This is a genomic window from Georgenia muralis (genome assembly GCF_003814705.1).
GTDB lineage: Bacteria > Actinomycetota > Actinomycetes > Actinomycetales > Actinomycetaceae > Georgenia > Georgenia muralis.
The window spans coordinates 375,356-399,129 of the sequence record NZ_RKRA01000001.1 but is presented as its reverse complement, the minus strand read 5'-3'; the positions used below and the strand labels follow the sequence as shown (position 1 = coordinate 399,129).

At 73.8% G+C, this 23,774-nt stretch carries 22 protein-coding genes and 1 pseudogene; 11 read left to right on the top strand and 12 right to left on the bottom strand.

Annotation, left to right across the window (positions count from 1 at the left end):
- The gene (locus tag EDD32_RS01740; protein ID WP_123914081.1) at window positions 1-1,323 is read left to right on the top strand and encodes a sensor histidine kinase; all 1,323 of its coding nucleotides are present in this window, start codon (window positions 1-3) and stop codon (window positions 1,321-1,323) included.
- Here EDD32_RS01740 and EDD32_RS01735 read toward each other — a convergent pair.
- Entirely contained in the window at window positions 1,292-1,867 is a 576-nt protein-coding gene (locus EDD32_RS01735; RefSeq protein WP_246005925.1) for a GtrA family protein, read from the bottom strand. The genes EDD32_RS01740 and EDD32_RS01735 overlap by 32 nt on opposite strands.
- A gap of 34 nt (window positions 1,868-1,901) precedes the next feature.
- On the opposite strand from EDD32_RS01735, the gene EDD32_RS01730 reads away from it, so the two are divergent.
- The gene (locus EDD32_RS01730; protein WP_123914077.1) at window positions 1,902-3,119 is read left to right on the top strand and encodes a 5-(carboxyamino)imidazole ribonucleotide synthase; all 1,218 of its coding nucleotides are present in this window, start codon (window positions 1,902-1,904) and stop codon (window positions 3,117-3,119) included.
- 216 nt (window positions 3,120-3,335) lie between these two features.
- On the opposite strand, the gene EDD32_RS01725 is transcribed toward EDD32_RS01730, so the two are convergent.
- Together EDD32_RS01725 and EDD32_RS01720 are read right to left on the bottom strand one after the other, a co-directional pair.
- Window positions 3,336-4,103 carry a glycosyltransferase family 2 protein gene (locus EDD32_RS01725; protein ID WP_123914075.1) on the bottom strand — a complete coding sequence of 256 codons (768 nt, stop codon included), beginning with the start codon at window positions 4,101-4,103 and terminating at the stop codon, window positions 3,336-3,338.
- Window positions 4,100-4,783: a DUF2238 domain-containing protein gene (locus tag EDD32_RS01720; RefSeq protein WP_123914073.1), complete on the bottom strand. Its 684-nt coding sequence runs from the start codon at window positions 4,781-4,783 to the stop codon at window positions 4,100-4,102. The genes EDD32_RS01725 and EDD32_RS01720 overlap by 4 nt, the downstream gene beginning before the upstream one ends.
- Before the next feature lie 98 nt (window positions 4,784-4,881).
- On the opposite strand from EDD32_RS01720, the gene purE reads away from it, so the two are divergent.
- Window positions 4,882-5,409 carry a 5-(carboxyamino)imidazole ribonucleotide mutase gene (gene purE, locus EDD32_RS01715; protein WP_123914071.1) on the top strand — a complete coding sequence of 176 codons (528 nt, stop codon included), beginning with the start codon at window positions 4,882-4,884 and terminating at the stop codon, window positions 5,407-5,409.
- Between the two features lie 2 nt (window positions 5,410-5,411).
- Here purE and EDD32_RS01710 read toward each other — a convergent pair whose 3' ends face one another.
- The 4 genes from EDD32_RS01710 to EDD32_RS01695 all read right to left on the bottom strand — a co-directional run bounded on the left by EDD32_RS01710 (window position 5,412) and on the right by EDD32_RS01695 (window position 7,392).
- Entirely contained in the window at window positions 5,412-5,678 is a 267-nt protein-coding gene (locus EDD32_RS01710; RefSeq protein WP_123914069.1) for an HPr family phosphocarrier protein, read from the bottom strand.
- Between the two features lie 113 nt (window positions 5,679-5,791).
- On the bottom strand, window positions 5,792-6,253 hold the full coding sequence (locus EDD32_RS01705) for a PTS sugar transporter subunit IIA (protein WP_246005924.1): 462 nt from the start codon (window positions 6,251-6,253) through the stop codon (window positions 5,792-5,794).
- 126 nt (window positions 6,254-6,379) lie between these two features.
- Window positions 6,380-6,643 carry a PTS sugar transporter subunit IIB gene (locus EDD32_RS01700; RefSeq protein WP_123914065.1) on the bottom strand — a complete coding sequence of 88 codons (264 nt, stop codon included), beginning with the start codon at window positions 6,641-6,643 and terminating at the stop codon, window positions 6,380-6,382.
- Complete coding sequence (locus EDD32_RS01695; protein ID WP_123914063.1) at window positions 6,640-7,392, bottom strand: GntR family transcriptional regulator; 753 nt, start codon at window positions 7,390-7,392, stop codon at window positions 6,640-6,642. The genes EDD32_RS01700 and EDD32_RS01695 overlap by 4 nt, the downstream gene beginning before the upstream one ends.
- A gap of 196 nt (window positions 7,393-7,588) precedes the next feature.
- Here EDD32_RS01695 and EDD32_RS01690 point away from each other — a divergent pair.
- From EDD32_RS01690 to EDD32_RS01675, 4 genes and pseudogenes are all read left to right on the top strand, one after another.
- A pseudogene (locus EDD32_RS01690) lies at window positions 7,589-8,914 on the top strand (PTS transporter subunit EIIC); the annotation flags it as partial.
- A gap of 337 nt (window positions 8,915-9,251) precedes the next feature.
- On the top strand, window positions 9,252-10,235 hold the full coding sequence (galE, locus tag EDD32_RS01685; protein ID WP_123914059.1) for a UDP-glucose 4-epimerase GalE: 984 nt from the start codon (window positions 9,252-9,254) through the stop codon (window positions 10,233-10,235).
- Between the two features lie 167 nt (window positions 10,236-10,402).
- Window positions 10,403-10,894 (top strand): beta-class carbonic anhydrase, encoded by a 492-nt coding sequence (locus EDD32_RS01680; protein WP_123914057.1) that lies wholly within the window; start codon window positions 10,403-10,405, stop codon window positions 10,892-10,894.
- A gap of 111 nt (window positions 10,895-11,005) precedes the next feature.
- Entirely contained in the window at window positions 11,006-12,196 is a 1,191-nt protein-coding gene (locus EDD32_RS01675) for an acyltransferase family protein (RefSeq protein ID WP_170175159.1), read from the top strand.
- 77 nt (window positions 12,197-12,273) lie between these two features.
- Here the strand turns inward: EDD32_RS01675 and EDD32_RS01670 are convergent, their stop codons facing one another.
- The gene (locus EDD32_RS01670) at window positions 12,274-12,690 is read right to left on the bottom strand and encodes a CoA-binding protein (RefSeq protein ID WP_123914053.1); all 417 of its coding nucleotides are present in this window, start codon (window positions 12,688-12,690) and stop codon (window positions 12,274-12,276) included.
- 244 nt (window positions 12,691-12,934) lie between these two features.
- Between EDD32_RS01670 and EDD32_RS01665 the strand changes: the two genes are divergently transcribed.
- Entirely contained in the window at window positions 12,935-14,542 is a 1,608-nt protein-coding gene (locus tag EDD32_RS01665; RefSeq protein WP_123914051.1) for a hypothetical protein, read from the top strand.
- Between the two features lie 162 nt (window positions 14,543-14,704).
- Here EDD32_RS01665 and EDD32_RS01660 read toward each other — a convergent pair whose 3' ends face one another.
- Both EDD32_RS01660 and EDD32_RS01655 read right to left on the bottom strand, forming a co-directional pair.
- Window positions 14,705-15,979: an LCP family protein gene (locus EDD32_RS01660; protein WP_246005923.1), complete on the bottom strand. Its 1,275-nt coding sequence runs from the start codon at window positions 15,977-15,979 to the stop codon at window positions 14,705-14,707.
- 85 nt (window positions 15,980-16,064) lie between these two features.
- A complete protein-coding gene (locus EDD32_RS01655) occupies window positions 16,065-17,360 on the bottom strand; it encodes an LCP family protein (RefSeq protein ID WP_123914049.1) in 1,296 nt (431 codons plus the stop codon).
- 142 nt (window positions 17,361-17,502) lie between these two features.
- Here EDD32_RS01655 and EDD32_RS01650 point away from each other — a divergent pair, with 142 nt between their 5' ends.
- Together EDD32_RS01650 and EDD32_RS01645 are read left to right on the top strand one after the other, a co-directional pair.
- Entirely contained in the window at window positions 17,503-18,099 is a 597-nt protein-coding gene (locus tag EDD32_RS01650; RefSeq protein WP_123914047.1) for an acyltransferase, read from the top strand.
- 73 nt (window positions 18,100-18,172) lie between these two features.
- Window positions 18,173-19,021 (top strand): glycosyltransferase, encoded by an 849-nt coding sequence (locus EDD32_RS01645; protein WP_123914045.1) that lies wholly within the window; start codon window positions 18,173-18,175, stop codon window positions 19,019-19,021.
- A 20-nt stretch (window positions 19,022-19,041) separates the two neighbouring features.
- Here the strand turns inward: EDD32_RS01645 and rfbB are convergent, their stop codons facing one another.
- Together rfbB and EDD32_RS01635 are read right to left on the bottom strand one after the other, a co-directional pair.
- Complete coding sequence (gene rfbB / locus EDD32_RS01640) at window positions 19,042-20,037, bottom strand: dTDP-glucose 4,6-dehydratase (RefSeq protein WP_123914043.1); 996 nt, start codon at window positions 20,035-20,037, stop codon at window positions 19,042-19,044.
- Between the two features lie 64 nt (window positions 20,038-20,101).
- A complete protein-coding gene (locus tag EDD32_RS01635; RefSeq protein WP_123914041.1) occupies window positions 20,102-21,424 on the bottom strand; it encodes a UDP-glucose dehydrogenase family protein in 1,323 nt (440 codons plus the stop codon).
- 86 nt (window positions 21,425-21,510) lie between these two features.
- On the opposite strand from EDD32_RS01635, the gene EDD32_RS01630 reads away from it, so the two are divergent.
- Window positions 21,511-23,745, top strand: a complete 2,235-nt coding sequence (locus EDD32_RS01630) for an N-acetylmuramoyl-L-alanine amidase (protein WP_123914039.1) — start codon at window positions 21,511-21,513, stop codon at window positions 23,743-23,745.
- Window positions 23,746-23,774 lie beyond the last annotated feature (29 nt).

Genomic DNA, 23,774 nt, shown 5'->3' with positions numbered 1-23,774 from the left:
GTGCGCCGCCGCGCGACCCAGATGATCCTCGTCGCGGTCACCGCGGCGGTCCTCATCCTCGGTGTCCCGATGGCCGTCTTCGGGGCGATCCTCGTGTGGGAGTCCGAGAGCTCCACCCTCGACCTGCGCGCGTCCTCCCTGGGCCGCTCCATCGAGCGGCGCCTGGTCAACGACCAGGAGCTCAGCGACTCGATGCTCGAGCCGTGGGTCGACGGCACCGTCAACCTCGAGGCCGGGATCCTCGTCCAGGGGCCCGACGGCGAGCAGTACCGCGCCGGACCGGTGTTCACCGACCGCGTGGTCCGGTCCCTGCAGATCACCCCCTCGGGCGCCACCGTGCGGATGGACGTCGACGCGTGGCAGGTGCGCTGGCGCTCGATCAGCGTGATCCTGCTCGTCGCCTCGGGCGTCGTGGCGGCGTTCGTCGTCGGCCTCGCCGTGGCGCGGCGGCAGGCCCGCAAGCTCTCCGCGCCGCTGATCTACCTCGCCGCCTCGGCGGAGCAGGTCGGCTCGGGCCTGGTCCGACCCCGGATGAAGCCCACCGGCATCGAGGAGATCGACCTCGTCGCCGCCGAGCTCGCCCGCACCTCGGACCGGCTCGCCGGGCGCCTGGCCGCGGAACGGCAGTTCGCCGCCGACGCCTCCCACCAGCTGCGCACCCCCCTGACGGCGCTGTCGATGCGCCTGGAGGAGATCGAGGCCCTCAGCGAGCAGGACGAGGTGCGTGAGGAGGCCCACCTGGCGCTGGAGCAGACCGAGCGCCTCACCGGCGTCGTCGAGGACCTGCTGCGCACCTCCCGGTCCGCCGGCGGCGGCACCACCGAGGCGGTCCACCTCGGGGACGTCTTCGAGCAGCAGCGTGAGGAGTGGGCCCGCACGTATCGGAAGGCCAAGCGCGAGCTCGTCTTCGACGACGCGGCCGGCCTGGCCGTCCTGGCCACCCCCGGCTCCCTCGCCCAGGTCCTGGCCACGCTGCTGGAGAACGCGCTGCGCTACGGGGCGGGCGCCACCCGCGTCGTCTCGCGGCGCACCGCGACCGGCAAGGGCGTCTTCGTCGACGTCTCCGACGAGGGCCCCGGCGTGGACGACGAGCTGGCCCCCGACATCTTCACCAAGCACGTCTCCGGCGGGTCCGGCACGGGCCTCGGCCTGGCTCTGGCCCGGGACCTCGTCGCGGCCGACGGCGGCCGGCTCGAGCTGAGCCAGCGGCGCCCGCCGGTCTTCACGATCTTCCTCAACGCCGTCCCGGCCGCGCTCGACCCCGACGTCGTCCTGCCCCAGGGCGCGCTCGTCAGCGTGGGGCGGCGCCGCCGTCGGCGGTGAAGACGAGGTAGCGGTAGCACACGTATCGGAACGCGGTCCCCAGGACGAGACCCACACCGTTGGCCGCGATGTTGTCGGCCAGCGGGGAGGTGAACCCCAGCACGTAGTGGCTCATGGCGAGCACGCCGACGGCGATCGCCATCCCGCCGAGGTTGACCAGGGCGAACATCGTCAGCTCCCGTCGCCGCGAGGGCTGGCGAGAGCCGGCGAAGGTCCAGTACCGGTTGCCCAGCCATGCCACGACCACCGCGACCGTGACCGAGACGACCTTCGCGGTCAGCGGCTTGTCGCCGAGGAGCTCGCCCGGACCGAACCGCAGGAGGTTGAACAGCCCGACGTCGACGACGTACGCGGAGCCGCCGACGGCGAGGAAGCGCACCAGCTCGACGAACCACGCGCTCAGGCTCTGGCCGCGCAGGAGCCGCCCGAGCAGGCCGGTGCGGGGGTGTCCCGGCTCGGCGCGGTCGGTGCGGGGGTGTCCCGGCTCGGCGCGGTCGGTGCCCGCCGCGGTCGCGGGGGTGTCCTGCCCGCGGAACGTCGTCACCACGTCAGGGTAACCGCGGATAGGCTCGCCCATCGTGGGAGCACCGATTGTGGCAGTCGTGGGCGGGGGCCAGCTGGCCCGGATGATGCAGCAGCAGGCGATCGCCCTCGGCGTGCACCTGCGCGTCCTCGTGGAGTCGCCCACGGTGGCCACCGCGCAGGTCGTGCCCGACGCGCCGGTGGGCGCGGCCGCCGACGCGGCGGCCGTCCGCTCGCTCGTGGCGGGTGCGGACGTCCTCACCTTCGAGCACGAGCACGTCCCGAACGACCTGCTGCGCGAGCTCGAGGCCGAGGGGGTGCCGGTGCGGCCCGGCCCGGAGGCCCTCGTGCACGCCCAGGACAAGATCGTCATGCGGCGCCGGCTCACCGAGCTCGGCGCGCCCTGCCCGGCGTGGGCCGCCGTGCGCACAGCCGCGGAGCTCGACGCGTTCGGGGCGGCCACCGGGTGGCCGGTGGTGGTCAAGACCGCCCGCGGCGGGTACGACGGCAAGGGGGTCCGCGTCGTCCGCGCCGCCGACGAGGCCGCGGACTGGCTCGGTTCTCTGGCCGCCGGCGAGGCCCTGCTCGCCGAGGAGAAGGTGCCCTTCACCAAGGAGCTCGCGGTCCTCGTCGCCCGGCGCCCGGGCGGCGGGCCGGACGGCACGGGCGAGGTGCGCACCTGGCCGGTGGTCCAGACCGTGCAGGAGCACGGGGTCTGCGCCGAGGTGCTCGCGCCCGCACCGGACCTCTCCCAGGAGACCCTCGACCGGGCGAGGACCATCGGCGAGCGCATCGCGACCGGTCTCGGTGTGGTCGGGGTGCTCGCCGTGGAGATGTTCGAGGTCCACGCCGACGACGGCTCCTCACGGCTCGTGGTCAACGAGCTGGCCATGCGCCCGCACAACTCCGGCCACTGGACCATCGAGGGCTCGGTCACCAGCCAGTTCGAGCAGCACCTGCGGGCGGTGCTCGACCTGCCCCTGGGGGACACCTCGGTCCGGGCGCCGGCCGCGGTCATGGTCAACCTGCTCGGCTCGCACCTGGCCGACCCGCGCGAGGCCTACGCCGAGGTCATGGCGCGCCACCCCGAGGCCAAGGTCCACCTGTACGGCAAGGAGGTGCGCCCGGGCCGCAAGCTCGGCCACGTCACCGTCACCGGTGCGGACCTCCAGGACGCGCGGCGCACCGCCGACGCGGCCGTGGCGCTCCTGCGCGGCGACGCCGCCCTCATGGAGGAGACCGGCGCGGACGACCCGGACACCGTCGACCGCTGACGCCTCGCGGGTCCGTCCCGAGGCTGACGCCGCGGGGATCCGCGACGAGGTCGTGGCCTCGCGTCGAGTACGTGGCGTCGCGTCGAGTACGTGGCCGCGCGTCGAGGTCGTACCCCCGCAGCCGCTCACTCGCCCCGCTTCCTGCGGAGTCGCCCCGCTTCCTGGGAGTCGCTGATCAGCCGGCGAGCCCGCTGATCAGCCGGCGAGGCCGCCGGATCAGCCGGCCAGCCGCGCCGCCCACCGCTGCCACGGCGGGGCGGTGCGCCAGTTGACGGCGAGCGTGCGGAACTGGCGACGGAACCGCCGCCGGAGCTGAGCCCCGCCGCGCACCGACCGGCCGGACACGCCGACGACCAGCCGCCGGTCCAGCACGACCCGGCGGCCCGGACCGAGGACGAAGGCGAGGTCCATGTCGTCGTGGAGCTCGGCGTCGTCGCGGTGGACCTGCGAACGCACCGCCAGCCACGCCTCGCGACGGAACGCCATGTTCGAGCCCCACAGGGCGTGGTGGCCCAGCGCGGCGTGCCCGAGGAGGTAGTACGCCCCGAGGTAGGCGGCCGCCGTCAGGCGGGCCGTGCCCCGCGGCAGGTCGTGGAAGACCCCGACGCCGGTGACGGCGTCGGCACCCCCGGCCAGCGCGGCACCCACCCGCGCCACCCAGTCCGGCGGCGGGACGGAGTCGGCGTCGAGCCGGGCGATCACGTCGCCCCGGGCGGCGTCGTACCCGGCCGACGCCGCCTGCGGGATCCCCCGCTCCGGTTCGTGGACCACCCGCGCACCGCGGGACCGGGCGACGTCGGCGGTGTCGTCGCTGGAGCCGTTGTCGACGACCACCACCTCCAGGGGCGGGGACGTCTGGGCGGCGAGGGCGTCGAGGCACACCGCGAGGGCGACGGCGTCGTCCCGGGCGGGGATGACGACGCTGACGCCGACCTCGGCCCAGCGCCGCGCGCCGACCGAGCCGCCCGTCCCAGGGCCGCTCACGGGGCGGGCCGTCCCGGCGACGCCAAGGGATCGCGCCGCCACGCCGCCGGGCGGCGTGCGAGCAGCAGACCGGCGACCGAGGACCCGGCGGCCCCGGCCACGAGGTCACCCAGGGTGTCCTCGTAACCGACCAGGATGCCGTCGTCGAGGAAGGAGTTGCCGAACCACTCGGCCAGCTCCCACACCACGCCGAGGGTCACGCCCAGGGTTACGGTCACCAGGACCGCCCCCGCACGGAGCCGGCGCGGCGCCGGCCCACCGGGCACCGGCAGGAGCCCACCGGCGACGACGAGGCGGAACGCGAACAGGGCGAGCAGACCGTTGGCGGCGGCGTGCGCGGCGATGTCCAGCCACCACCACCGCTCGTACAGACCCAGCAGGGCGGCCCACGCGGCCGCGACGACGACCGTCCCCGAGACGGCCTGGAGCCATCCGGGAACGCCCAGGACCCGCGGGACGGTCAGCCCCAGCAGGACGAGGGCGAACAGGGCGACGGCGACCGGGCCCCTCGGGGCCGCGAGGACGAGACTGACGACACCGGCGACTTCGACCGCGTCGGTGGCCACGCGGGCGGGGCGCGCGCCGGGGACGGCGAGGACGTGCGCGGCCCGGGTCCAGAAGCCGGGCCGGCCGTCCGCGCGCACGCCCGCGGCGGGCCGGGTCGGGTGGGTGGTCTGCACGTCACCAGTGTGCGTGACGGCGCCCGGCCCGGCGAGACGTCGCCGTGGGAGACTGTGGCCGGCACCGGCCGTGGCGGCCGGGCGGGCGGGAGGCAGCGATGGGCGCGGTGGTCGGGATCGTCATGGGGTCGGACTCGGACTGGCCGGTGATGAAGGAGGCCGCCGACGTCCTCGCGGAGTTCGGGGTCGAGACGGAGGTGGACGTCGTCTCCGCGCACCGCATGGCGCTGGAGATGATCGAGTACGGGCGCTCCGCCGCCGAGCGTGGCCTGCGGGTGATCGTCGCCGGCGCCGGCGGCGCCGCGCACCTGCCCGGGATGCTCGCCTCGGTGACACCCCTGCCCGTGATCGGGGTGCCGGTGCCGCTGCGCCACCTCGACGGGATGGACTCCCTGCTCTCGATCGTGCAGATGCCCGCCGGGGTGCCGGTGGCGACGGTGTCGATCGGCGGGGCCCGCAACGCCGGCCTCCTGGCCGCCCGGATCCTCGGCGCCGGGGAGGGCGAGGGTGCCGCCGGCGTGCGCGAGCAGATGGTGACCTTCCAGGACGGCCTCCGTCAGGTGGCCCAGGAGAAGGGGGCCCGGCTGCGGGCCCAGCGCGGCGGCCGGGTGGGCTTCGGCGCCTGAGGTCAGGCGTCCAGGTCGGTCGCGAGCAGTGCCGTGAGGTCCTCGAGCGCCCGCTCCGCGCCGTCGCCCTCGGCGCTGAGGACCACCTCGTCGCCGTGCCCGGCGCCGAGCGTCATGACCTCGAGCATGCTGTCCGCCGCGACCGGCTCGGACCCGGGCCGGCCGATCGTCACCTCCAGCCCCGTCGCGGCGGCCGCCTTGACGAAGACGGCGGCGGGGCGGGCGTGCAGGCCCACCCTCGAGGCGATGACGGCGCTGCGCTGGGGCATGGTGCTCCTCGGGCTGGGACGGGACGGCGGGGGCGCCGCCGCGTGGGCTGGGGCGGGACGGGCGCGGCGCGGGCTGGCCGACTGGCTGGGCGTGGCTCGGGACCGACGAGGTGTCAGGCCCACTCGAAGAGCGCGGCGCCGGTCTCGAGGGCGGTGCCGGGCTCCGCGAGCGCGCTCAGCGCACCCGGGGCGGCGTCGAGCGCGACGACGGGGCTGACCGGGGAGCGGCCGCCCTCGGCGATGTCGCCGGGCCGCCAGGTGACGAGCACCTGGCCGGCGGTGACGGTCTCGCCCTCGGCGGCGTGGAGGGTGAAGCCCTCGCCCTTGAGCTGGACGGTGTCGAGACCGAGGTGGACCAGCACAGCACGGCCGGAGGCGTGCTGGACGACGAACGCGTGCGGGTGGAGCTTGACGAGGGTGCCCTCGAACGGGGCGACGACGTCGACGTCCCCGTCGCGCGGAGGGTCTACCGCCACGCCGGGTCCCACGATCGACTCCGCGAAGACCGGGTCGGGCACCTCCGACATGGCCAGCGCCGTGCCCGGCACCGGGGAGCCGACGACGACGCCGCTCACCGGCGCGTCCGCTTCGTCGCTGCTGCCTCGTGCACGTCGCTCTCCTTCGTTCGGGGCTGCCGGCAGCCTCGTTGCCGACGGCAGTGGTCCAGACAAGTGCATCCCATCGCGGCCCTGCCACGGGTGTCAAGCCGACGGGCCCCGGTCATCGCTGGGCCGCCACGTCAGCTCCTCGAGGTCGCTGGCCAGGGTGTCCGCCTCCGGTCCGACGACCACCTGGACCACCCGTCCGCGCAGCAGGACGCCGTGGCACCCGGCCGCGCGCAGGGCGCGCTCGTCGACCCGCGCGGGGTCGTCCACCTCTGCCCGCAGCCGGGTGATGCAGGGCTCGATCTCGCGGATGTTCTCCACGCCGCCGAGGGCCGCGACGATGGCTCCGACGTCCTTCATGACGCTCCCGGGGTGACGGTTCGACGGGCCGGCGCCTCGCGGCGCGGGGGCGCCAGGGCCGGGCTGGGCGGGCTCACCGGCGCCCAGAGGGCGTAGCGGTCGCCGCGGTAGAGCGAGCGGCTGTACCCGATGGCGACGTCGGAGCTGAAGGTGCGCCGGGTGATGCGCAGGCCCGCCCCGCCGTCGGGCAGGCCGAGGAGGTCGGCGTCGGGGCTGCGCACGACCATGGCCTCGATGGTGTCCTCGCCCCAGGAGGGCGGGAAGCCGCGCTCGAGGAAGGCCGCGTAGAGGCTGCTGGGTGGGGCGGGCTCGAGCAGGCCCGGGAGGAGCGCCGCCGGCGCCCAGTTCTCCTCCAGCGACATCGGCACGCCGTCGGCCAGGCGCACCCGGTAGAGGTAGTACACGGCGTCGCCGGCGGGGATCTCCAGCGCGGTGGCCACCTCCGCCGGGGCGGGGCGGCTGTCGGCCCGCAGGACCCGCGAGCCGGGGGACATGTGCCGGCGGCGCATCTCGTCGTCGAAGGCCGTCAGGCGCAGCTGCATGTCGACCCTGGGCCGGGACACGAACGTCCCGCGGCCCTGCACCCGCTGCAGCACCCCGGCCACGACGAGCGCGTCGACGGCCTGGCGTACCGTCATCCGTGAGACACCGAACTGCTCGCACAGCTCACGCTCGGACGGGATGCGCGAACCGGGCTCGAGGTGCTCGACGAGTCCCTCGAGGTAGTCGCGCACCGTCGTGTGCTTCACGGCGTCCCCTCTCCCGCTTCCGGCCCGACGATTGTGCACCACGCCGCTGTGATGCTTGACACCCCGAGAGGTAAGGGCTTCAGTGTGCACCACTGGTCCAGACCACCGTGTCCGGTCTGTACCGATCCTGCCGGGCACAGCGACGTGTGCGGCGCTGCACGGACGACGGCGGCGAGACCGCCCGAGAGGAACCGAGATGACCACAGCAGCGGCTGGTGCCCCGGCGCGCGAGAAACGACACATCCCCGGCTTCGCCCAGGCCCAGCGCGTGGGCCGCTCGCTCATGCTGCCGATCGCCGCCCTGCCGGCGGCCGGCCTCCTGCTGCGCTTCGGCCAGGCCGACATGCTCGGCGCCGAGGGCGTGTCGTCCTGGGACGGCTTCGGCTGGATGCAGCCGGTCGCCGACGTCCTCGCCGCCGCCGGCGGGGCCCTGTTCAACAACCTCCCCCTCATCTTCGCCATCGGTGTGGCCATCGGCTACGCCCGCAAGTCCGACGGGTCGACGGCGCTCGCGGGTCTCATCGGCTACCTCACCTTCGACGCCGTGCTCGGCTCGCTCGCGCCGTACTTCGGCGCCGGGGCCGAGGGCGAGGAGACGATCAACTACGGGGTGCTCGGCGGCATCACCATCGGCATCATCGCCGCGCTGCTGTGGCAGCGCTTCTACCGCACGAAGCTCCCCCCGTACCTGGCCTTCTTCGGCGGGCGGCGTCTCGTGCCGATCATCACCGCCTGGGTCGCGGTCGTCGTGGGCGTGCTGTTCGCCCTCATCTACCCCGCGTTCGACGCCGTCATCGGCGCGTTCAGCGAGTGGGTGACCGGCGAGAGCAACACGGTCATCGGCGGGTTCGTCTTCGGCACGCTGAACCGGCTGCTCATCCCGTTCGGGCTGCACCACCTGCTCAACAGCCTCCCGTGGTTCCAGTTCGGCGAGTTCACCAACCCGACCACCGGTGAGGTGGCGCAGGGCGACCTGTTCCGGTTCTTCGCCGGCGACCCCACCGCGGGCACCTTCATGACCGGCTTCTTCCCGATCATGATGTTCGCCCTGCCCGCCGCGGCGCTGGCCATCTGGCGCACCTCCCGGCCGGAGCGGCGCAAGGTCACCGGCGGCATCATGCTGTCCGTCGCACTGACCTCGTTCCTCACCGGCATCACCGAGCCGCTCGAGTACGCCTTCGCCTACGTCGCGTTCCCGCTGTACGTGGTCCACGCCGTGCTCACCGGCACCTCGCTGGCCCTGGTCAACGCTCTGGGCATCAAGGACGGCTTCACCTTCTCCGCCGGTGGGATCGACTACCTGCTCAACTTCGGCATCGCGACGAACCCCCTGTGGATCATCCCGATCGGCCTGGGCTACGCGGTGATCTACTTCCTGCTGTTCACCTGGGCGATCAAGCGGTTCAACCTGCGCACCCCCGGGCGCGAGGAGGACGGCGCCGAGGGCACCGGCGCCCCGTCGGTCTTCGACGAGGCGCAGGAGGCGGCGGCGGTCTCGACCGGCGCCCGCGCAGCGCAGGAGCGCGCCGCCGACGATCCCGACCGCGTGCCGACCACGACCCCGTCGGCGTACCACGACCCCGCCCGGGCGGTTGGCAAGGCCTACGAGGAGCGGCGGGGCGAGCGGGCAGCGGCCGACGCCGCGACCGACCCGGGCAAGGCCGCGCCGGAGATCGACCGGGACGTCCGCGACACCGGCACGGCGTACCCGGAGAACCGGGAGCGCTGAGCGCGGCGCGGTCGGGACAACCGCCGCGCAGGAACACCGGAAGGGCCGGGACGCCGAGCGTCCCGGCCCTTCGTCCTGCCCCGCCGCCGGGAGTCCCAGCCCTTCGTGCGGCCCCGATACGCTGCGGGTCATGAGCACCCTCGTCATCGGCGGCGCCGGCTACATCGGCGCCCACGTCGTCCGTCTCCTCCTCGAGCGCGGGGAGGACGTCGTCGTCGTCGACGACCTCTCCACCGGCGCGGCCGACCGGGTGGGCGCGGCCACCCTCGTCGAGCTCGACGTCGCCGGGGACGGCGCGCAGACCTCGCTGGAGCGGGTCATGAGCGAGCGGGCCGTCACCTCGGTCATCCACTTCGCCGCCCGGAAGCAGGTCGGGGAGTCCGTGGCCCGGCCGGCCTGGTACTACCAGCAGAACGTCGGGGGGCTGGCCAACGTGCTCGCCGCGATGGAGAACGCCGGGGTGCGGAACATGATCTTCTCCTCCTCCGCGGCGGTCTACGGGATGCCCCCGGTGGAGCTGGTGGGCGAGGACGTCGAGTGCCGCCCCATCAACCCCTACGGCGAGACCAAGCTCGTGGGGGAGTGGCTGCTGGCCGACTGCGGACGGGCCTGGGGGCTGCGCTGGACCGCGCTGCGCTACTTCAACGTCGCCGGCGCCGGCTGGCCCGACCTCGGCGACCCGGCCGTGCTCAACCTCGTGCCCATGGTGCTCGACCGGCTCGAGCGCGGGGACCGACCGAAGATCTTCGGCGACGACTACCCCACGCCGGACGGGACCTGCATCCGCGACTACATCCACGTCCTCGACCTCGCCCAGGCGCACCTCGCCGCCATGGACCACCTCACCTCCGACGCCGAGCCCACCGAGCACGTGTTCAACGTCGGCACCGGCACCGGGGCCTCGGTCAAGGAGGTGGTCGACGAGATCGGGCGCGCGTCCGGGCTCGACGTCACCGCCGAGGTCGAGGCGCGTCGCGCCGGCGACCCACCCCAGCTCGTGGCGGCCGCGGACCGCATCGGAGAGGTGCTGTCGTGGAAGGCCGAGCACGGCCTGACGGACATCATCCGGTCCGCGTGGGAGGCCTGGCAGGCGGGGCCGCGCCGCATCGGCTGAGCCCCGAGCCCCGAGCCCCGAGCCGCCCGACGTCGGCCGGGCCCGCTCGCGGCACCGGTTGTCCGCCATGCGGTACGGCGGCACCGCGGCACGCCGCGCCCGCGACCCCGGGCCCACGCTGGTCCGGTCGGGCGTCACCGGGCCGCCCGCGAGGGAGAGGACCCACCATGAGCGTCACCGACGAGCTCCTGACCGGCGCCGCGGAGTACGCCACCCGCTTCGACAGCGGTGATCTGCCGCTGCCGCCCGCCCGCCGGGTCGCCGTCGTCGCCTGCATGGACGCCAGGCTCGACCCCCAGGCGCTCCTGGGCCTGAGCGTGGGCGACGCGCACGTGATCCGCAACGCGGGCGGCGCCGTCACCGAGGACGTCGTGCGTTCGCTGGCGATCAGCCAGCGGCTGCTCGGGACGCGCGAGATCGTGCTCGTCCACCACACCGACTGCGGGATGCTCACCTTCACCGACGACGAGTTCCGCCAGGCGGTCGAGGCCGACACCGGCATCCGGCCCCCGTGGGCCGCGGAGGCGTTCGCCGAGCTCGAGGCCGACGTCCGCCAGTCCGTCGCGCGCGTCGTGGCAAGCCCGTTCATCCCCCACCGCGACGCCGTGCGCGGGTTCGTCTACGACGTCACCACCGGCGCGCTGTCGGAGGTCGGCTGACCGGTGGCGGGGGTGGCGGGGGTGGCGCGGGAGGCGCGGGAGGGCCGGCGGCGTTATCCAACTGTGACCTTCGGGGTGCGGGGCGGCCGCGGCTGACCTACCGTCGAGATGATGACCGACACCCTCCGCCCCGCGGCCCCGCGCGTCCCTGGCCCCACAGGCACGACGCGGGAGGCGGCGTCGCGCGGTCCCGCGGACCGTCCGCCCACGCCCGCGGACCGCCCGCGCCTGTACGCGCTGGACGGCCTGCGCCTGCTCGCGGCCGTCGGCGTCATGCTCTACCACTTCACGGCACGGTGGTCGCAGGTGTGGGGGGACGACCCCGGCGCCGTCTTCCCCGAGACCGGGCCCGTCCTCATCTACGCCGCGCTCGGGCCGGAGCAGTTCTTCGTCATCTCCGGCTTCGTCATCCTCATGACGGCGTGGGGCCGCGACGTCCCGCACGTCGTCGCGTCCCGGGTGGCGCGACTGTTCCCCTCCTACTGGCTCGCGGTGATCGCCACCTCGACCCTCCTGCTGTTCCTGTGGCCGGCGGGCAAGGACATCAGCGTCGGCGAGGCGCTGGTCAACCTCACGATGCTCCAGGAGCTCTTCGGCGTCCGGCACGTCGACGGCGTGTACTGGACCCTGTACGCCGAGCTGCGGTTCTACCTCCTCATCGGCCTGCTCGTCGCGTGGGGCATCACCCGCCGTCGCCTGCTGTGGGTCGCCGCGCTGTGGCCGGCGCTCGGGCTGGTGGCGGTCGAGGCCGGGATCACGCCGCTGGCGGCCCTGGCGATCGACGGGTACGCCCCCTTCTTCGCCGGCGGCATGATGCTCTACCTCATCTTCCGCGAGGGCCACGCCCGCGCGCCGTGGCTCATCCTCGCGGGCAACGTCGTCCTCGGCGTCGACCACGCCGTCACCTGGCAGATGACCTCCCTCACCGCCAACACCATCTTCACCCCGGACCCGTGGGTGCTCGGCGCGCTGACGGTCGGCTGCTTCGCCACCGTGGCCGCCATCGCGCTCACCCCGCTCAAGAGGTTCGGCGGGGCGTGGCTGGTCCCCGCCGGCGCCCTGACCTACCCGCTCTACCTCATCCACGAGTACTGGGGCTGGTGGTTCATCGACCTCACCGCCGCCCACCTCGGGCGCTGGGCGGTCCTGGCCGGCGCCGTCACCCTGAGCGTGCTCCTCGCCATCGGCATCCACCAGGTCGAGAAGCGCGTGGGCCCGCTCCTGCGCCGCCGGCTCGAGGCCGCGCTGCGGCGCGCGCCCGAGGCGGGGCGTCCGGCGGCACGGCACGCGCAGTCGGCCTGAGGCGAACAGGCAGCAGGGCTGCCGATCGTCGGGCCGAGCTCACGGCAGCCGGTCTCTCGGCGCCCCTCGCTGACGGGTCAGACGATGCCGAGACGGGGAGCCTCGATCGCCGGGCAGGTGTCCATCACCACGTCGAGGCCGGCCTCGCGCGCCCGCCTCGCGGCGTCCTCGTCGACGACGCCCAGCTGGAGCCAGACGGCCCTCGCCCCGGCCGCCACCGCCTGGTCGACGACCGCGCCGGCGAGGTCGGAGCGGACGAAGACGTCCACGACGTCGACACCGCCGGGGATCTCCGCCAGGGTCGCGTAGCCCCGGGCGCCGTGGACGGTCTCCGCCCGGGGGTGGACCGGGACGATCTCCATGCCGAGGTCCTGGAGATAGCCGGCGATGCCGTAGGCGGTGCGCGCGGAGTTCTGGGACAGCCCCACCACCGCCCAGCGGGCCGGGGTGGTGAGCAGGCGGCGCACGACGTCGGGGTCGTTGACGTGGGTCATGGGTCCAGGCAACCACCCCCGCGCCGGGCCCGCGCGTGGACGGGGCAGACGTAGGTCCCTTGGGAAGCGGGGAGATGCCCCATACAACTGGGGTTGTGAGGTCCGCTTCGACCGCTTCTCGAGGGAGGTGAGACCACCGGCCTGCCGGGCAAGGACGCCGCCGGCCGCGCCGTGGGGTGCGGTCCCCCGACGCCCAACTACGGGCAGCCCCGAGAGGACCCGGGGCAGATGAAGGGTGTAAACCATGAGTGTGCACATGCGGACGGGCCGAGGGACGACGTCCCTGGTCACCGCGATCGCGCTGGTAGTGGTCGGAGGCAGCGCCGCCCTGGCGGCGCCGCCCGAGGAGGAAGAGGAGGAGGGCACGAAGAACCTCTCCGTGCCCGTGATCCTTGCCGACGACGGCGAGAAGGCAGGGTTGTTCAACGCCGTCACCGTGCCGGGCTTGCCCACGGGCGACGCCGACTACACCAACGCCGTCCCCGGCGACGAGGTGCCGGACGGGGACTACTACACCGGGGTCGGCTCGGACACCTATCCCAGCACCGTCGACCCGGAGTTCGACGCCGACATGTGGGGTGCCGACCGGACCGTCGTCACGGACGTACCGGTCGTGACCGACGTCAAGTGGGGCGACAACCTGCTCAGCCACACCTTCCCCGGCACCGGAACGCAGCCGATCCGGGTCGAGGTCAACCTCTTCGCGCACGACCCCACCGCGTTCGAGCCGATGCTCGGCTACGACGCCATCTCCCTCGAGGGCGAGATGCGCGACGAGCTCTTCGGCACCGACGGCCTCGCGGCCGAGCTCGCGCCGATGGTCTTCGCGCCCGGAGCGACCCTGACCATCCTCAAGGCCGAGGAGGAGACGGGCACCTACAGCGAGGTCGCCGTCTCGGAACGCCTCATGCCGTCCGAGGTCAACGCCTCCGGAAGGCTCATCTACGGCTTCAACTGGGGGTCCCCGAGCGGGGTCGCGAACCCGGGCGTGGGTTGGTACCGGCTCATCTTCACCGTGCCCGACGACTCCGTGGTGCAGCTCCAGGACGCGCTCCTCGGCGACGACGAGGAGGGGGAGGAAGGGCCGACCAACGTGCCGTACATCCGGGACTACAAGACCGCGACCATCGACGTCGCGCTCGGCGCGCCCGGCTTCCCCGAGCCCGTCCAGCAGACCGGCTTCTTCCTCGCCGACGACTTCGGCAGCAGCGCGACGACGCTCTTCGAGTACGGCGTCCCGGAGGACGAGGTCTTCATGGGCGACTGGGACGGCGACGGCACCGCCACGCCGGGCTACCGCCGCGGGACCACCTTCTCCCTGCGCAACTCCAACACCACCGGTGTTCCCGAGATCGTCTTCGGCTACGGCCGTTCGACGGACGAGATCGTCGTGGGTGACTGGGACGGCGACGGCACGGACACCATCGGGTTGCGCCGGGTCAGCACCTGGTACCTCAAGAACACCCTGACCGGTGGCGCGGCGGACGTGACCCTGACCTACGGGCGCTCCACCGACACGGTGCTGGCCGGCGACTGGGACGGCGACGGCGACGACACCCCCGGTGTGCGCCGGCTGTCGACGTTCTACCTGTCGAACACGCTCACGGGCGGCTCGGCGAGCGTGGTCTTCACCTACGGCCGGGCCACCGACGAGCCGTTCGCGGCCGACGGGGACGGCGACGGCGACACCACCGTCGGCGTCCGGCGCGCGAACGTCTGGTACCTGAGGGACAGCCTCGCCGGCGGCGCGGCCGACCTCACCGTGGCCTACGGGCGCTCCACCGACACCGGCCTGGTCGGCGACTGGGACGGCGACGGCATCGAGACCCTCGGGATCCACCGGGCGTTGTGAGCCACCACCGGGTGCCGGCCGACGCGGCCGGACCCGCCATCAGATTCGAGCACGACCCCGCGGCGCCCGCACCGAGAGGTGCGGGCGCCGCAACGTGTCGTGCGGGTACCGGGTCCGTCGGGCATCCAGAGATGTGCGGTGGACCCGGCCGCGCGGAGGCGGTCAGCCGGCCTGGAGGTCCTCGGCGGTGAGCTCGCCGTCACGCAGGCGTGCGAAGAAGTCCGGGGCGTCTTCGGCCAGGAGCACCGTCGAGCCGAGGTTGCCGGCGCGGTGGTCGAGGTCGGCGATCGGCGGCGTGCCGACGAGACCGTCCGGCCCGGTGGCGGCGCGGAAGGCCCAGGCCATCCGGCCGAGGTCGACGATGCCCGTCCCGGGGTCGGTGAGGAGGGCGCCGGTGCCGGCCTCGACGAGGCGGACCTGCGCGGCCGGGTTGAACGCGGTGGCGGGCTCGGCCACCTCCTTGACCACGGAGCTGACCACCTGGCGCTGGCGCTCGGTCCGGCCGATGTCGCCGTTGGGGTCGGCGTAGCGCATGCGCGCGAACGCCAGCGCGGTGACGCCGTCGGCCTGCGCGCAGCCGGCGGTCCAGGTCAGGCCGGAGAGCTCGTCCTCGACGTCGTAGTCCAGACAGAGCTCGACCCCGCCCACGGCGTCGACGACGCTGCTGACCCCGCCCATCCCGATCTCGACGTAGTGGTCCACGCCCAGCCCGGTCAGCGCCTCCACGGTCTCGACCAGGAGCGGCGGGCCGCCGAGGGAGAAGGCGGCGTTGAGCTTGTTCTCGCCCACGCCGGGGATGGCCACCAGGGTGTCGCGCGGGAGGGAGACCAGGGCGGTGGGGCCGGACTCAGGCACGTGCATGACCATGATGGTGTCGGACCGCTGGCCCTCGGTGGCGTCGGCGACCGCACCGTCGGCGCGGGAGTCGGAGCCGGCGAGCAGGTACGTCGTGCCGGGCGTGTCCGCCGCGCCCGAGAGCGCCTCGACGTGCTGGATGCGGGAGTCGGCCCACACGGCCAGGCCGACGGGCCACGCCACCAGCACGACCAGGAGGAGCAGCAGCACCGCCAGCGGGCTGCGGCGTCGTCGGCCCCGGCGAGGGGGGCGGCGCGAGTCGTCCGGCCGGAGCTCGGCCCGGTGCGGGGACGCCGCGGCGGGAGCCGGGGCGTAGGAGGGGGCGGCGGCCCGCGACGGGGCGTAGGCCGGCGGACTGTCCGGTCCCTGTGCAGCGCCCCGGACCGAGGTGCGCCGGACGGGTGCGGCGGGACGGGCGGTGCGGCGAGGGTGGGCGGGCCGCTGCGCCTCGCCACCGACGGCCGCGGCGCCGGCGGGCTGGGCCCCCGCACCCACGGGGCGGGCCCCGGAGGTGTCCGGGCGGCGGCCCGGGGCGGCGGGGCGGAAGCTCGGCGGGCGCGGGTCACCCGTGCTCTCGCTCACCGGTGCTCCCCTCGTCCTGTGCGCCGCGTCCGGCCCGCGCGGCACGGGGGACAGCGTAAGCCCTGCACCTGGGCGGGCCGGCGCGCTACTTCGTGCACACCGGGATCGTCGGCGTCGGCTCCGCCGTCGGCGCGGACGTCGGGGCGACCGACGACGTGGGCTCCTGGCCCGGCGCGGTGGTGGCCCCCGGCGTGGCGGTGGCCGTCGCCGTCGGCTCCTCCGTGGGCGTCTCGCCGGTGCCGGTCAGCGTCGCCTGGATCGGCTCGTCCGCCGCGATCGCGTCCCACAGCTCCTCCGCCTCGACCGTCGGGCGCACCCGCGGCCCGGCCCACTCGAACGGCATCGTCGCAAAGGCGATCCCGCCGGCCTCGAGGCCCCGCAGGGAGCTGGCCAGTCCCGCCATGGTGGTCAGCCCGCCGATGTAACGCCCGGTGGTCAGCGTGGACGTGGCGGCGTCGAGGAACTGGTACAGGGCCGGCAGGTCGGTGAGGAGGTTCTTGCCGAGGGCCTCCCGGGCGATCGCCGCGACGAGCTCCTGCTGCCGCCCGATGCGCGAGATGTCCGAGCCGTCGTCCAGGGACTTGCGGGCCCGGGCATACCCGAGGGCGGTCGTCCCGTCCAGGATCTGGCAGCCCTGCGCGAGCCTGAGCCCCGCCTCGGCGTCGTCGATGTCCTCGTCGATGTACATCGGCACCCCGCCGAGGGCGTCCACCATGCGGGTGAAACCGGCGAAGTCGACCACGACGAAGTCGTCGATGAAGATGCCGGTGAGCTTCTCCACCGTGCGGATCGTGCACGCCGCGGCGGCGCCGACGTCCCCGGTCTGCCCACCGGTCTGGAACGCGGAGTTGAACATGACGTCGCTCTGCTCGGACGTCGTCGTGCCGTCGGGGAGGGTGCAGCTGGGGATGTCGACGAGGGTGTCGCGCGGGATGGAGACGACGTCCACCCGGGAGCGGTCCGCCGAGACGTGCGCGATCATCGTCGTGTCCGAGCGCATCCCGGCCACGACGCCGGCCGCGCCGGCGCCGTCGACGTCGCTGTCGCCCTCGCGCACGTCCGAGCCCATGACGAGCAGGTTGATGTCCTCCCCGGCGCGCTGGTCCACCGGCGCGGCCTCCGCCGTCGCAGAGGGCCGGTCCTCCCCGAGCAGGTCGGTGATGTCGTGCTGGGCGATGTTGCCCTGTATGTCGCTGTAGGCCATGGCCGCGCCGGACCCGGCGAAGAGGGCCACCCCCAGGGCGCCGGCGCCGAGGCGTCGCAGGCGCCGGTGCGGGTCGAGCGACACCGCGTGCCGGGGCGCCACCGGCGCGCCACCGTCCGCGCCGCCGTCCGCGCCGGCGGACGGGCGCTGCGGGGGGCGCATGGCGTGGCGGGGCACAGCATCACATCCTACGGCGACACCGCCCCGCCTGCTGATGACCCTGCTCACGCCGGCGCCCACCCGGTGCGGGATCCGGCCCGCGCCGGGAGGCGCTCTGGGATAGCGTTCCGCACGACGCCCGGACCCTCAGGAGGGGACCATGCCCACGCGAATCGACGGCAGCGCCGACGTGTCCCCCGACGCGGTGGTGGGGGAGGGGTCCGTGGTCTGGCACCTCGCCCAGATCCGCGAAGGTGCGCACCTGGGCGAGGGCTGCGTGGTCGGCCGGGGTGCGTACATCGGGCCGGGGGTGCGGCTGGGGCGGCGCTGCAAGCTGCAGAACTACGCCCTCGTCTACGAGCCGGCCGTGCTGGGCGACGGCGTGTTCATCGGTCCCGCCGTCGTGCTGACGAACGACACCTTCCCGCGGGCGGTCAACCCGGACGGGTCCCTGAAGTCCGCGCAGGACTGGGAGCTGGTCGGGGTCACCATCGAGGAGGGCGCAGCCGTCGGCGCGCGCGCCGTGTGCGTCGCGCCGGTCACCATCGGGGCGTGGTCGACCGTCGCCGCGGGAGCGGTCGTCACCCGGGACGTGCCGGCGCACGCCCTCGTGGCCGGGGTCCCCGCCCGCCGGGTCGGCTGGGTCGGCCGCGCCGGGCGGCCGCTCGTGGCCGAGGCGGGCAGGTGGCGCTGCCCCGCCACGGGCGCGCTCTACGAGGAGGCCGGTGACACGATCCGCGAGATTGCTCCCTCATGAGCCGTGGCACGGCCCGGGGACGTCGCGCGGGCGCGACGCGGCACGCGCTCCCACGGCGACTACCGTAGGGGGAATGACCTCACCAGCCGCCGTCCGCGTGGTGGCCGTGGCCTTCAACCCGGGCGGCGAGCTGGCGGACTTCGCCGAGTCCCTCGCGACCGCCTCGAGCGGGCCGGCACCACTGGTGATCGTCGACAACGGCAGCGACCCGACCGTCGTCGATGACGTCGCGCGCCGCCACGGGGCCGAGGTGCTCCGACCGGGCCACAACCTCGGCTACGGCGCCGCCGCCAACCTCGGCGCCGCCGGTGGCGACTCGCCGTGGGTCGTGGTGGCCAACCCGGACGTCGTCTGGCAGCCGGGCTCGCTCGACGCCCTGCTGGCCGCCGCGGAGCGGCACCCCGGCGCCGGCTCGCTGGGGCCGAGGATCCTCAACACCGACGGCACGGTCTACCCCTCCGCCCGCGCCGTGCCCTCGCTGCGCCAGGGCGCGGGGCACGCGGTCTTCGCACGGGTGTGGCCCCACAACCCCTGGACCAGGCAGTACCACCAGCGCCAGGAGGAGGTGCTGCTCACCGAGCACCCGGTGGGCTGGCTGTCGGGAGCATGCCTGCTGCTGCGGCGCTCTGCCCTCGACCAGGTCGGGGGCTTCGACCCCAGCTACTTCATGTTCTTCGAGGACGTCGACCTCGGCGAGCGGCTGGGCCGCTCCGGGTGGGAGAACGTCTACGTCCCCGACGCCGTCGTGGTGCACGACCAGGGCGCGAGCTGGCGGGAGAAGCCCGCGAGGATGATCCTCGCGCACCACCGCAGCGCCGAGCTGTACCTGCACCGGCGCTACGCGGCCTGGTACCTCGCGCCCCTGCGCCGGGCGATCTCGCTCGGGCTGCGGGCCCGCGCGGCGCTGGAGACCCGGCGGTAGCCGGCCTCCGTGCCTCCGGACTACTGGCCCTGGGCGGCGTACCTCGCCTCGACGGCGGCCTTCTGCGGGCGCCACCAGTCCTCGTTGGCCCGGTACCAGGCGATCGTGTCGGCCAGGCCGGAGCGGAAGTCCTTGAACTGCGGCTCCCAGCCGAGCTCCTCGCGCAGCCGTGTGTTGTCGATCGCGTAGCGCAGGTCGTGGCCGGGCCGGTCGGCGACGTGCTCGTAGTCCTGGGGGTCGTGGCCCATGAGCTCGAGGATGAGCTCGACGACCTCCTTGTTGTTCTTCTCGCCGTCGGCGCCGATGAGGTAGGTCTCCCCGATGCGGCCGCGCTCGATGATGCGCCACACCGCGGTGTTGTGGTCGCGCACGTGGATCCAGTCGCGCACGTTCTGGCCCGCCCCGTAGAGCTTGGGCCGGACGCCGTCGACGAGGTTGGTGATCTGCCGGGGGATGAACTTCTCGATGTGCTGGTACGGCCCGTAGTTGTTCGAGCAGTTCGAGATGGTGGCCTCGACGCCGAACGAGCGCACCCAGGCGCGCACGAGGAGGTCCGAGCCCGCCTTGGTCGAGGAGTAGGGCGAGGAGGGGTTGTAGGGGGTGGCCTCGGTGAACTTCGCCGGGTCGTCGAGCTCGAGATCGCCGTACACCTCGTCGGTGGAGATGTGGTGGTAGCGGGTCCCGTGCCGGCGCACCGCCTCGAGGAGGGTGAACGTGCCCACGAGGTTGGTGCGGACGAACGGGGACGGGTCGTCGAGGGAGTTGTCGTTGTGGGACTCCGCCGCGAAGTGCACGACGACGTCGGCGTCGGCGACCAGGGGGTCGACGGTGTCGGCGTCGGCGATGTCACCCTCGACGAGGTCGACGCTCGCACCGAGCCCGGCCAGCGAGGCCCGGTTGCCCGCGTAGGTGAGCTTGTCGAGCACCGTCACGTGGGCGTCGGGGTGGTCGGCGACCGTCTGGTGGACGAAGTTCGCGCCGATGAAGCCGGCGCCACCGGTGATGAGAACTCGCACGAAGGGCCTCCTCGGCCGTGGTTCGGGTGCTGACTGCGCTCCAGTATGACCGTTCCGGGTCGGGTCAGGGGCGCCCGATGCCGGCGTAGGTCCAGCCGGCGGCGCGCCAGGCGGCGGGGTCCAGGGCGTTGCGCCCGTCGATGAGGTAGGGCCGGGCGACGACCTCGCGCAGGGCGGCGGGGTCGAGCTCGCGGAACTGCTTCCACTCGGTCAGGAGCAGGACGAGGTCGGCGCCCGCGGCGGCGGTGTGGGCGTCGTCGGCGACGGTGACGTAGGGCCGCTCCTCGCGCAGGCGGGGGCCGGCGGCGGGGTCGGTGATGACGACGTCGGCGCCCTGGCTCTCGATGCGGGCGGCGATGTCGAGCGCGGGGGAGTTGCGCATGTCGTCGCTGTCGGGCTTGAACGCCGCGCCCAGGACGGCGACCTTCTTGCCCTCGAACGTCCCGCCGAGGGCGTGGCGGGCGAGGTTGACGACGTGGTCGCGGCGCCGGTCGTTGATGGAATCGACCTCGCGCAGGAAGGTCAGCGCCTGGTCCACGCCGAGCTCGCCGGCGCGGTGCATGAACGCCCGGATGTCCTTGGGCAGGCAGCCGCCGCCGAACCCGATGCCGGCGCGGAGGAACTTCTTCCCGATCCGGTCGTCGTGACCGATGGCCTCGGCCAGGGCGGTGACGTCGGCGCCGGTGGCCTCGCACAGCTCGGCCATGGCGTTGATGAAGGAGATCTTCGTGGCGAGGAAGGAGTTCGCGGCGACCTTGACCAGCTCGGCGGTGGCGTAGTCGGTGAGCAGCCGCGGGATGTCCTGGGCGAGCAGGTCGGCGTAGACGGCGTCCAGGGTCGCCCGGCCCCGCTCGGCGAGGTCGGCGTCGCCGGGCAGGCCGTAGACGATGCGGTCGGGGGAGATCGTGTCCTGGACCGCGAAGCCCTCGCGGAGGAACTCGGGGTTCCACACCAGGGTCGCGCCGGTGGGGGCGAGCTGCTCGGCGAGGCGCGCCGCGGTGCCCACCGGCACGGTGGACTTGCCGACGACGAGCGTGGGGCCGTCCGGGTGCTCGCCCAGGTGCGGCGCGAGAGTGGTCACGGCGGCGTCGACGTAGGTCAGGTCCGCCGCGTAGGAGCCGTCGAGCTGCGGGGTGCCGACCCCGATGAAGTGCACCTGCGCCCCGGCGAGGTCGGCGAAGTCGGTGGAGAAGGTCAGCCGACCCGCCTCGACGTTGCGGGAGAGGATCTCCTCGAAGCCGGGCTCGTGGAACGGCGCCCGCCCGCTCGCGAGCAGCGCTACCTTCTGCGCGTCGACGTCGACGCCGACGACCTCGTGCCCCAGCTCGGCCATGCACGCCGCGTGCACCGCGCCGAGATAACCGCATCCAATAACCGAAATCTTCATGCCTGCACGGTACCGTCGTGAGTACGGCACGGGTCTTACCAAGGTCCGTGTTGACTTCCCCGTAGGTCGTTCTGAGGCGCTTTCCCATGGCTGATCGTCGTTCCCCTGCCCTGTTCCTCGTTGCCCTCCTTGCCGGGGGCTTCCTCACCGCCCTCCCGGCCGGGGCCGTGGTGGGGGCGCAAGCCCCCGCGGCGGCCGGCCCGGACACCGCGGGCCCGGGCCTGCCCGCTGCGGGTGCGGTGCCCGCCGAGGGCGACACGCCCGAGCCGATCACGGTGATCTCGCTCACAGACGCTGCGGGCGAGCTCACCCCGGTCGCGGTCGAGGGCGTCGAGCAGCTCGACGCGGGTGTCGCGACCGACGGCGAGGCCTCGGTCGGCACCGTCGGGCTGCGCGTGCCCGGCGGCGGTCCGCGCGGTGTGGCAGCCGCACTGCCGGTCGTCCTCCCGGCCGACACCGCCGTCGACCCCGCCGACATCGCGGTGCTCACCCCTCCCATGGACACCGAGGAGTTCCTCGTGGCCGGCGTCACCTGGGAGGCCGGGTCCGCGCTGCCGTCGGGTGCGAGAGTCTTCCTCCGGGTCCTCGAGGACGGCGTGTGGTCCGACTGGCTCGAGACCCAGGTCGAGGAGGGGGCCGTCCAGACCGGCAGCAGCGCCGAGGGCCGCGCGGGCACGGACCCTTTCATCACCGGCGGCGCCGACGCCATCCAGGTACAGGTCTCCGGCGACGCGGCCGCCCTCCCGGCAGGCCTCGAGCTCAGCCTCATGCCGGCGAACCCGGCGCCGCCCATCGAGGTGATCACCCAGGCGCCCGCCGAGCCCGAGGTACTCCCGTCCGAGGAGCCGACGGCGACGACGGAGCCCGCGGCGTTCCGCTCGCTCGGGTCCACGGTGGTCACGACGGCGTCCTCGCCTGCACGCGCAGTGTCTGACGGCGCCGCCTCCGTGACGGCGACGGGGGACGCCCTCGTCACACCCGCCGCCCTCGCCGTCGACCCGGTGGCCACGAGCACCGCTGTGGTGGCCGCCGGGGTGGCGCCGACGGCGGTGGCTCGCCCCGCGATCGTGAGCCGGGCCGGGTGGGACGCGAACGAGTCGCTCATGACCTGGCAGCCGAAGTACTCCGAGCTCAAGGCCGCCGTCGTGCACCACACCGCGGGCACGAACACGTACACGTCGGGGCAGTCCGCCTCGATCGTTCGGGGCATCTACTACTACCACGCCGTCACCCGCGACTGGGGCGACATCGGGTACAACTTCCTCGTCGACAAGTACGGACAGGTCTTCGAGGGTCGGCGGGGATCGCTCGGCGCCGCCGATGGGCAGGTCCCGCAGGGGGCGCACGCAGCACCGTTCAACACCAGCACCCTGGGCATCGCGGCGATGGGCGACTACACCAAGGTCGACGCGCCGCAGATCGTCATGGACACGATGCGAGACGTCATCGCCTGGAAGTTCAGCAGGTCGAGCATCGACATGTCGACCCCCAGCGGCCTCATCTCGCCGGGGACGTACGCGTTGCCGGCCGGGAAGAAGCTCCCGCGCGTCTTCGGTCACCGGGACGTCTCGAGCACGACGTGCCCGGGCGACAACATCTACGGTCGCATCGCGGACATGGCTGGCGAGGTCGCCGCGCGGATGCCGCAGATGTTCTACCTCAACAATGCGTTCGACACCACGGCCGACACCGTTTTCGGCTATGGCGAGAACGACGCCGAGGTCCTGGTGGGCGACTGGGACGGCGAGGGGACGGATACCGTCGCCACCCGCCAGGGAACGGTCTTCCGGATCAACAACCGCAATGCGTTCAGCGACCCTGACGTCACGCTCGTCTACGGTGAGAGGGGCGACGAGGTTCTCGCCGGGGACTGGGACGGTGACGGCAAGGACACCTTCGCGGTGCGGCGGGAGAACATCTACTACATCCGCAACACGACGAGCAGCGGCCCCGCGCACCTCGTGATCGCATACGGCCGGCCCGACGACGAGGTGGTCGTCGGGGACTGGGACGGTGACGGACGCGACAGCCTCGCCGTCCGACGCGGCCACACGTACCTGGTGAAGAACAGCATGAGCACCGGGACGGCGGACTACTCGGTTATGTACGGGCGGCCCGACGACGAGGTCCTCGCGGGCGACTGGGACGGTGACGGACGCGACACCTTCGCCGTCCGGCGAGGTGCGCAGTACTTCATCAAGAACACGATCGCGATCGGTGACGCCGATGTCGTCGTCATCTACGGGCGGGGCGACGACGCAGTGCTGAGCGGGGACTGGGACCGAGACGGGAGGGACTCGCTCGGCGTTCGCCGGCCGTAGAGCGTTGCTCTCCACGCTCCTCCGGGCGC

What these genes read in the sequence shown, in the direction of transcription:
- EDD32_RS01680 (WP_123914057.1), top strand. Translation starts at nt 10,403, where the DNA reads ATGAGCGTCACCGACGAGCTCCTGACCGGCGCCGCGGAGTACGCCACC.
- EDD32_RS01670 (WP_123914053.1), bottom strand. Translation starts at nt 12,690, where the DNA reads ATGACCCACGTCAACGACCCCGACGTCGTGCGCCGCCTGCTCACCACC.
- EDD32_RS01630 (WP_123914039.1), top strand. Translation starts at nt 21,511, where the DNA reads ATGGCTGATCGTCGTTCCCCTGCCCTGTTCCTCGTTGCCCTCCTTGCC.
- EDD32_RS01645 (WP_123914045.1), top strand. Translation starts at nt 18,173, where the DNA reads ATGACCTCACCAGCCGCCGTCCGCGTGGTGGCCGTGGCCTTCAACCCG.
- EDD32_RS01710 (WP_123914069.1), bottom strand. Translation starts at nt 5,678, where the DNA reads ATGCCCCAGCGCAGCGCCGTCATCGCCTCGAGGGTGGGCCTGCACGCC.
- EDD32_RS01650 (WP_123914047.1), top strand. Translation starts at nt 17,503, where the DNA reads ATGCCCACGCGAATCGACGGCAGCGCCGACGTGTCCCCCGACGCGGTG.
- EDD32_RS01675 (WP_170175159.1), top strand. Translation starts at nt 11,006, where the DNA reads ATGACCGACACCCTCCGCCCCGCGGCCCCGCGCGTCCCTGGCCCCACA.
- EDD32_RS01635 (WP_123914041.1), bottom strand. Translation starts at nt 21,424, where the DNA reads ATGAAGATTTCGGTTATTGGATGCGGTTATCTCGGCGCGGTGCACGCG.
- EDD32_RS01665 (WP_123914051.1), top strand. Translation starts at nt 12,935, where the DNA reads ATGAGTGTGCACATGCGGACGGGCCGAGGGACGACGTCCCTGGTCACC.
- EDD32_RS01700 (WP_123914065.1), bottom strand. Translation starts at nt 6,643, where the DNA reads ATGAAGGACGTCGGAGCCATCGTCGCGGCCCTCGGCGGCGTGGAGAAC.
- purE (WP_123914071.1), top strand. Translation starts at nt 4,882, where the DNA reads ATGGGCGCGGTGGTCGGGATCGTCATGGGGTCGGACTCGGACTGGCCG.
- galE (WP_123914059.1), top strand. Translation starts at nt 9,252, where the DNA reads ATGAGCACCCTCGTCATCGGCGGCGCCGGCTACATCGGCGCCCACGTC.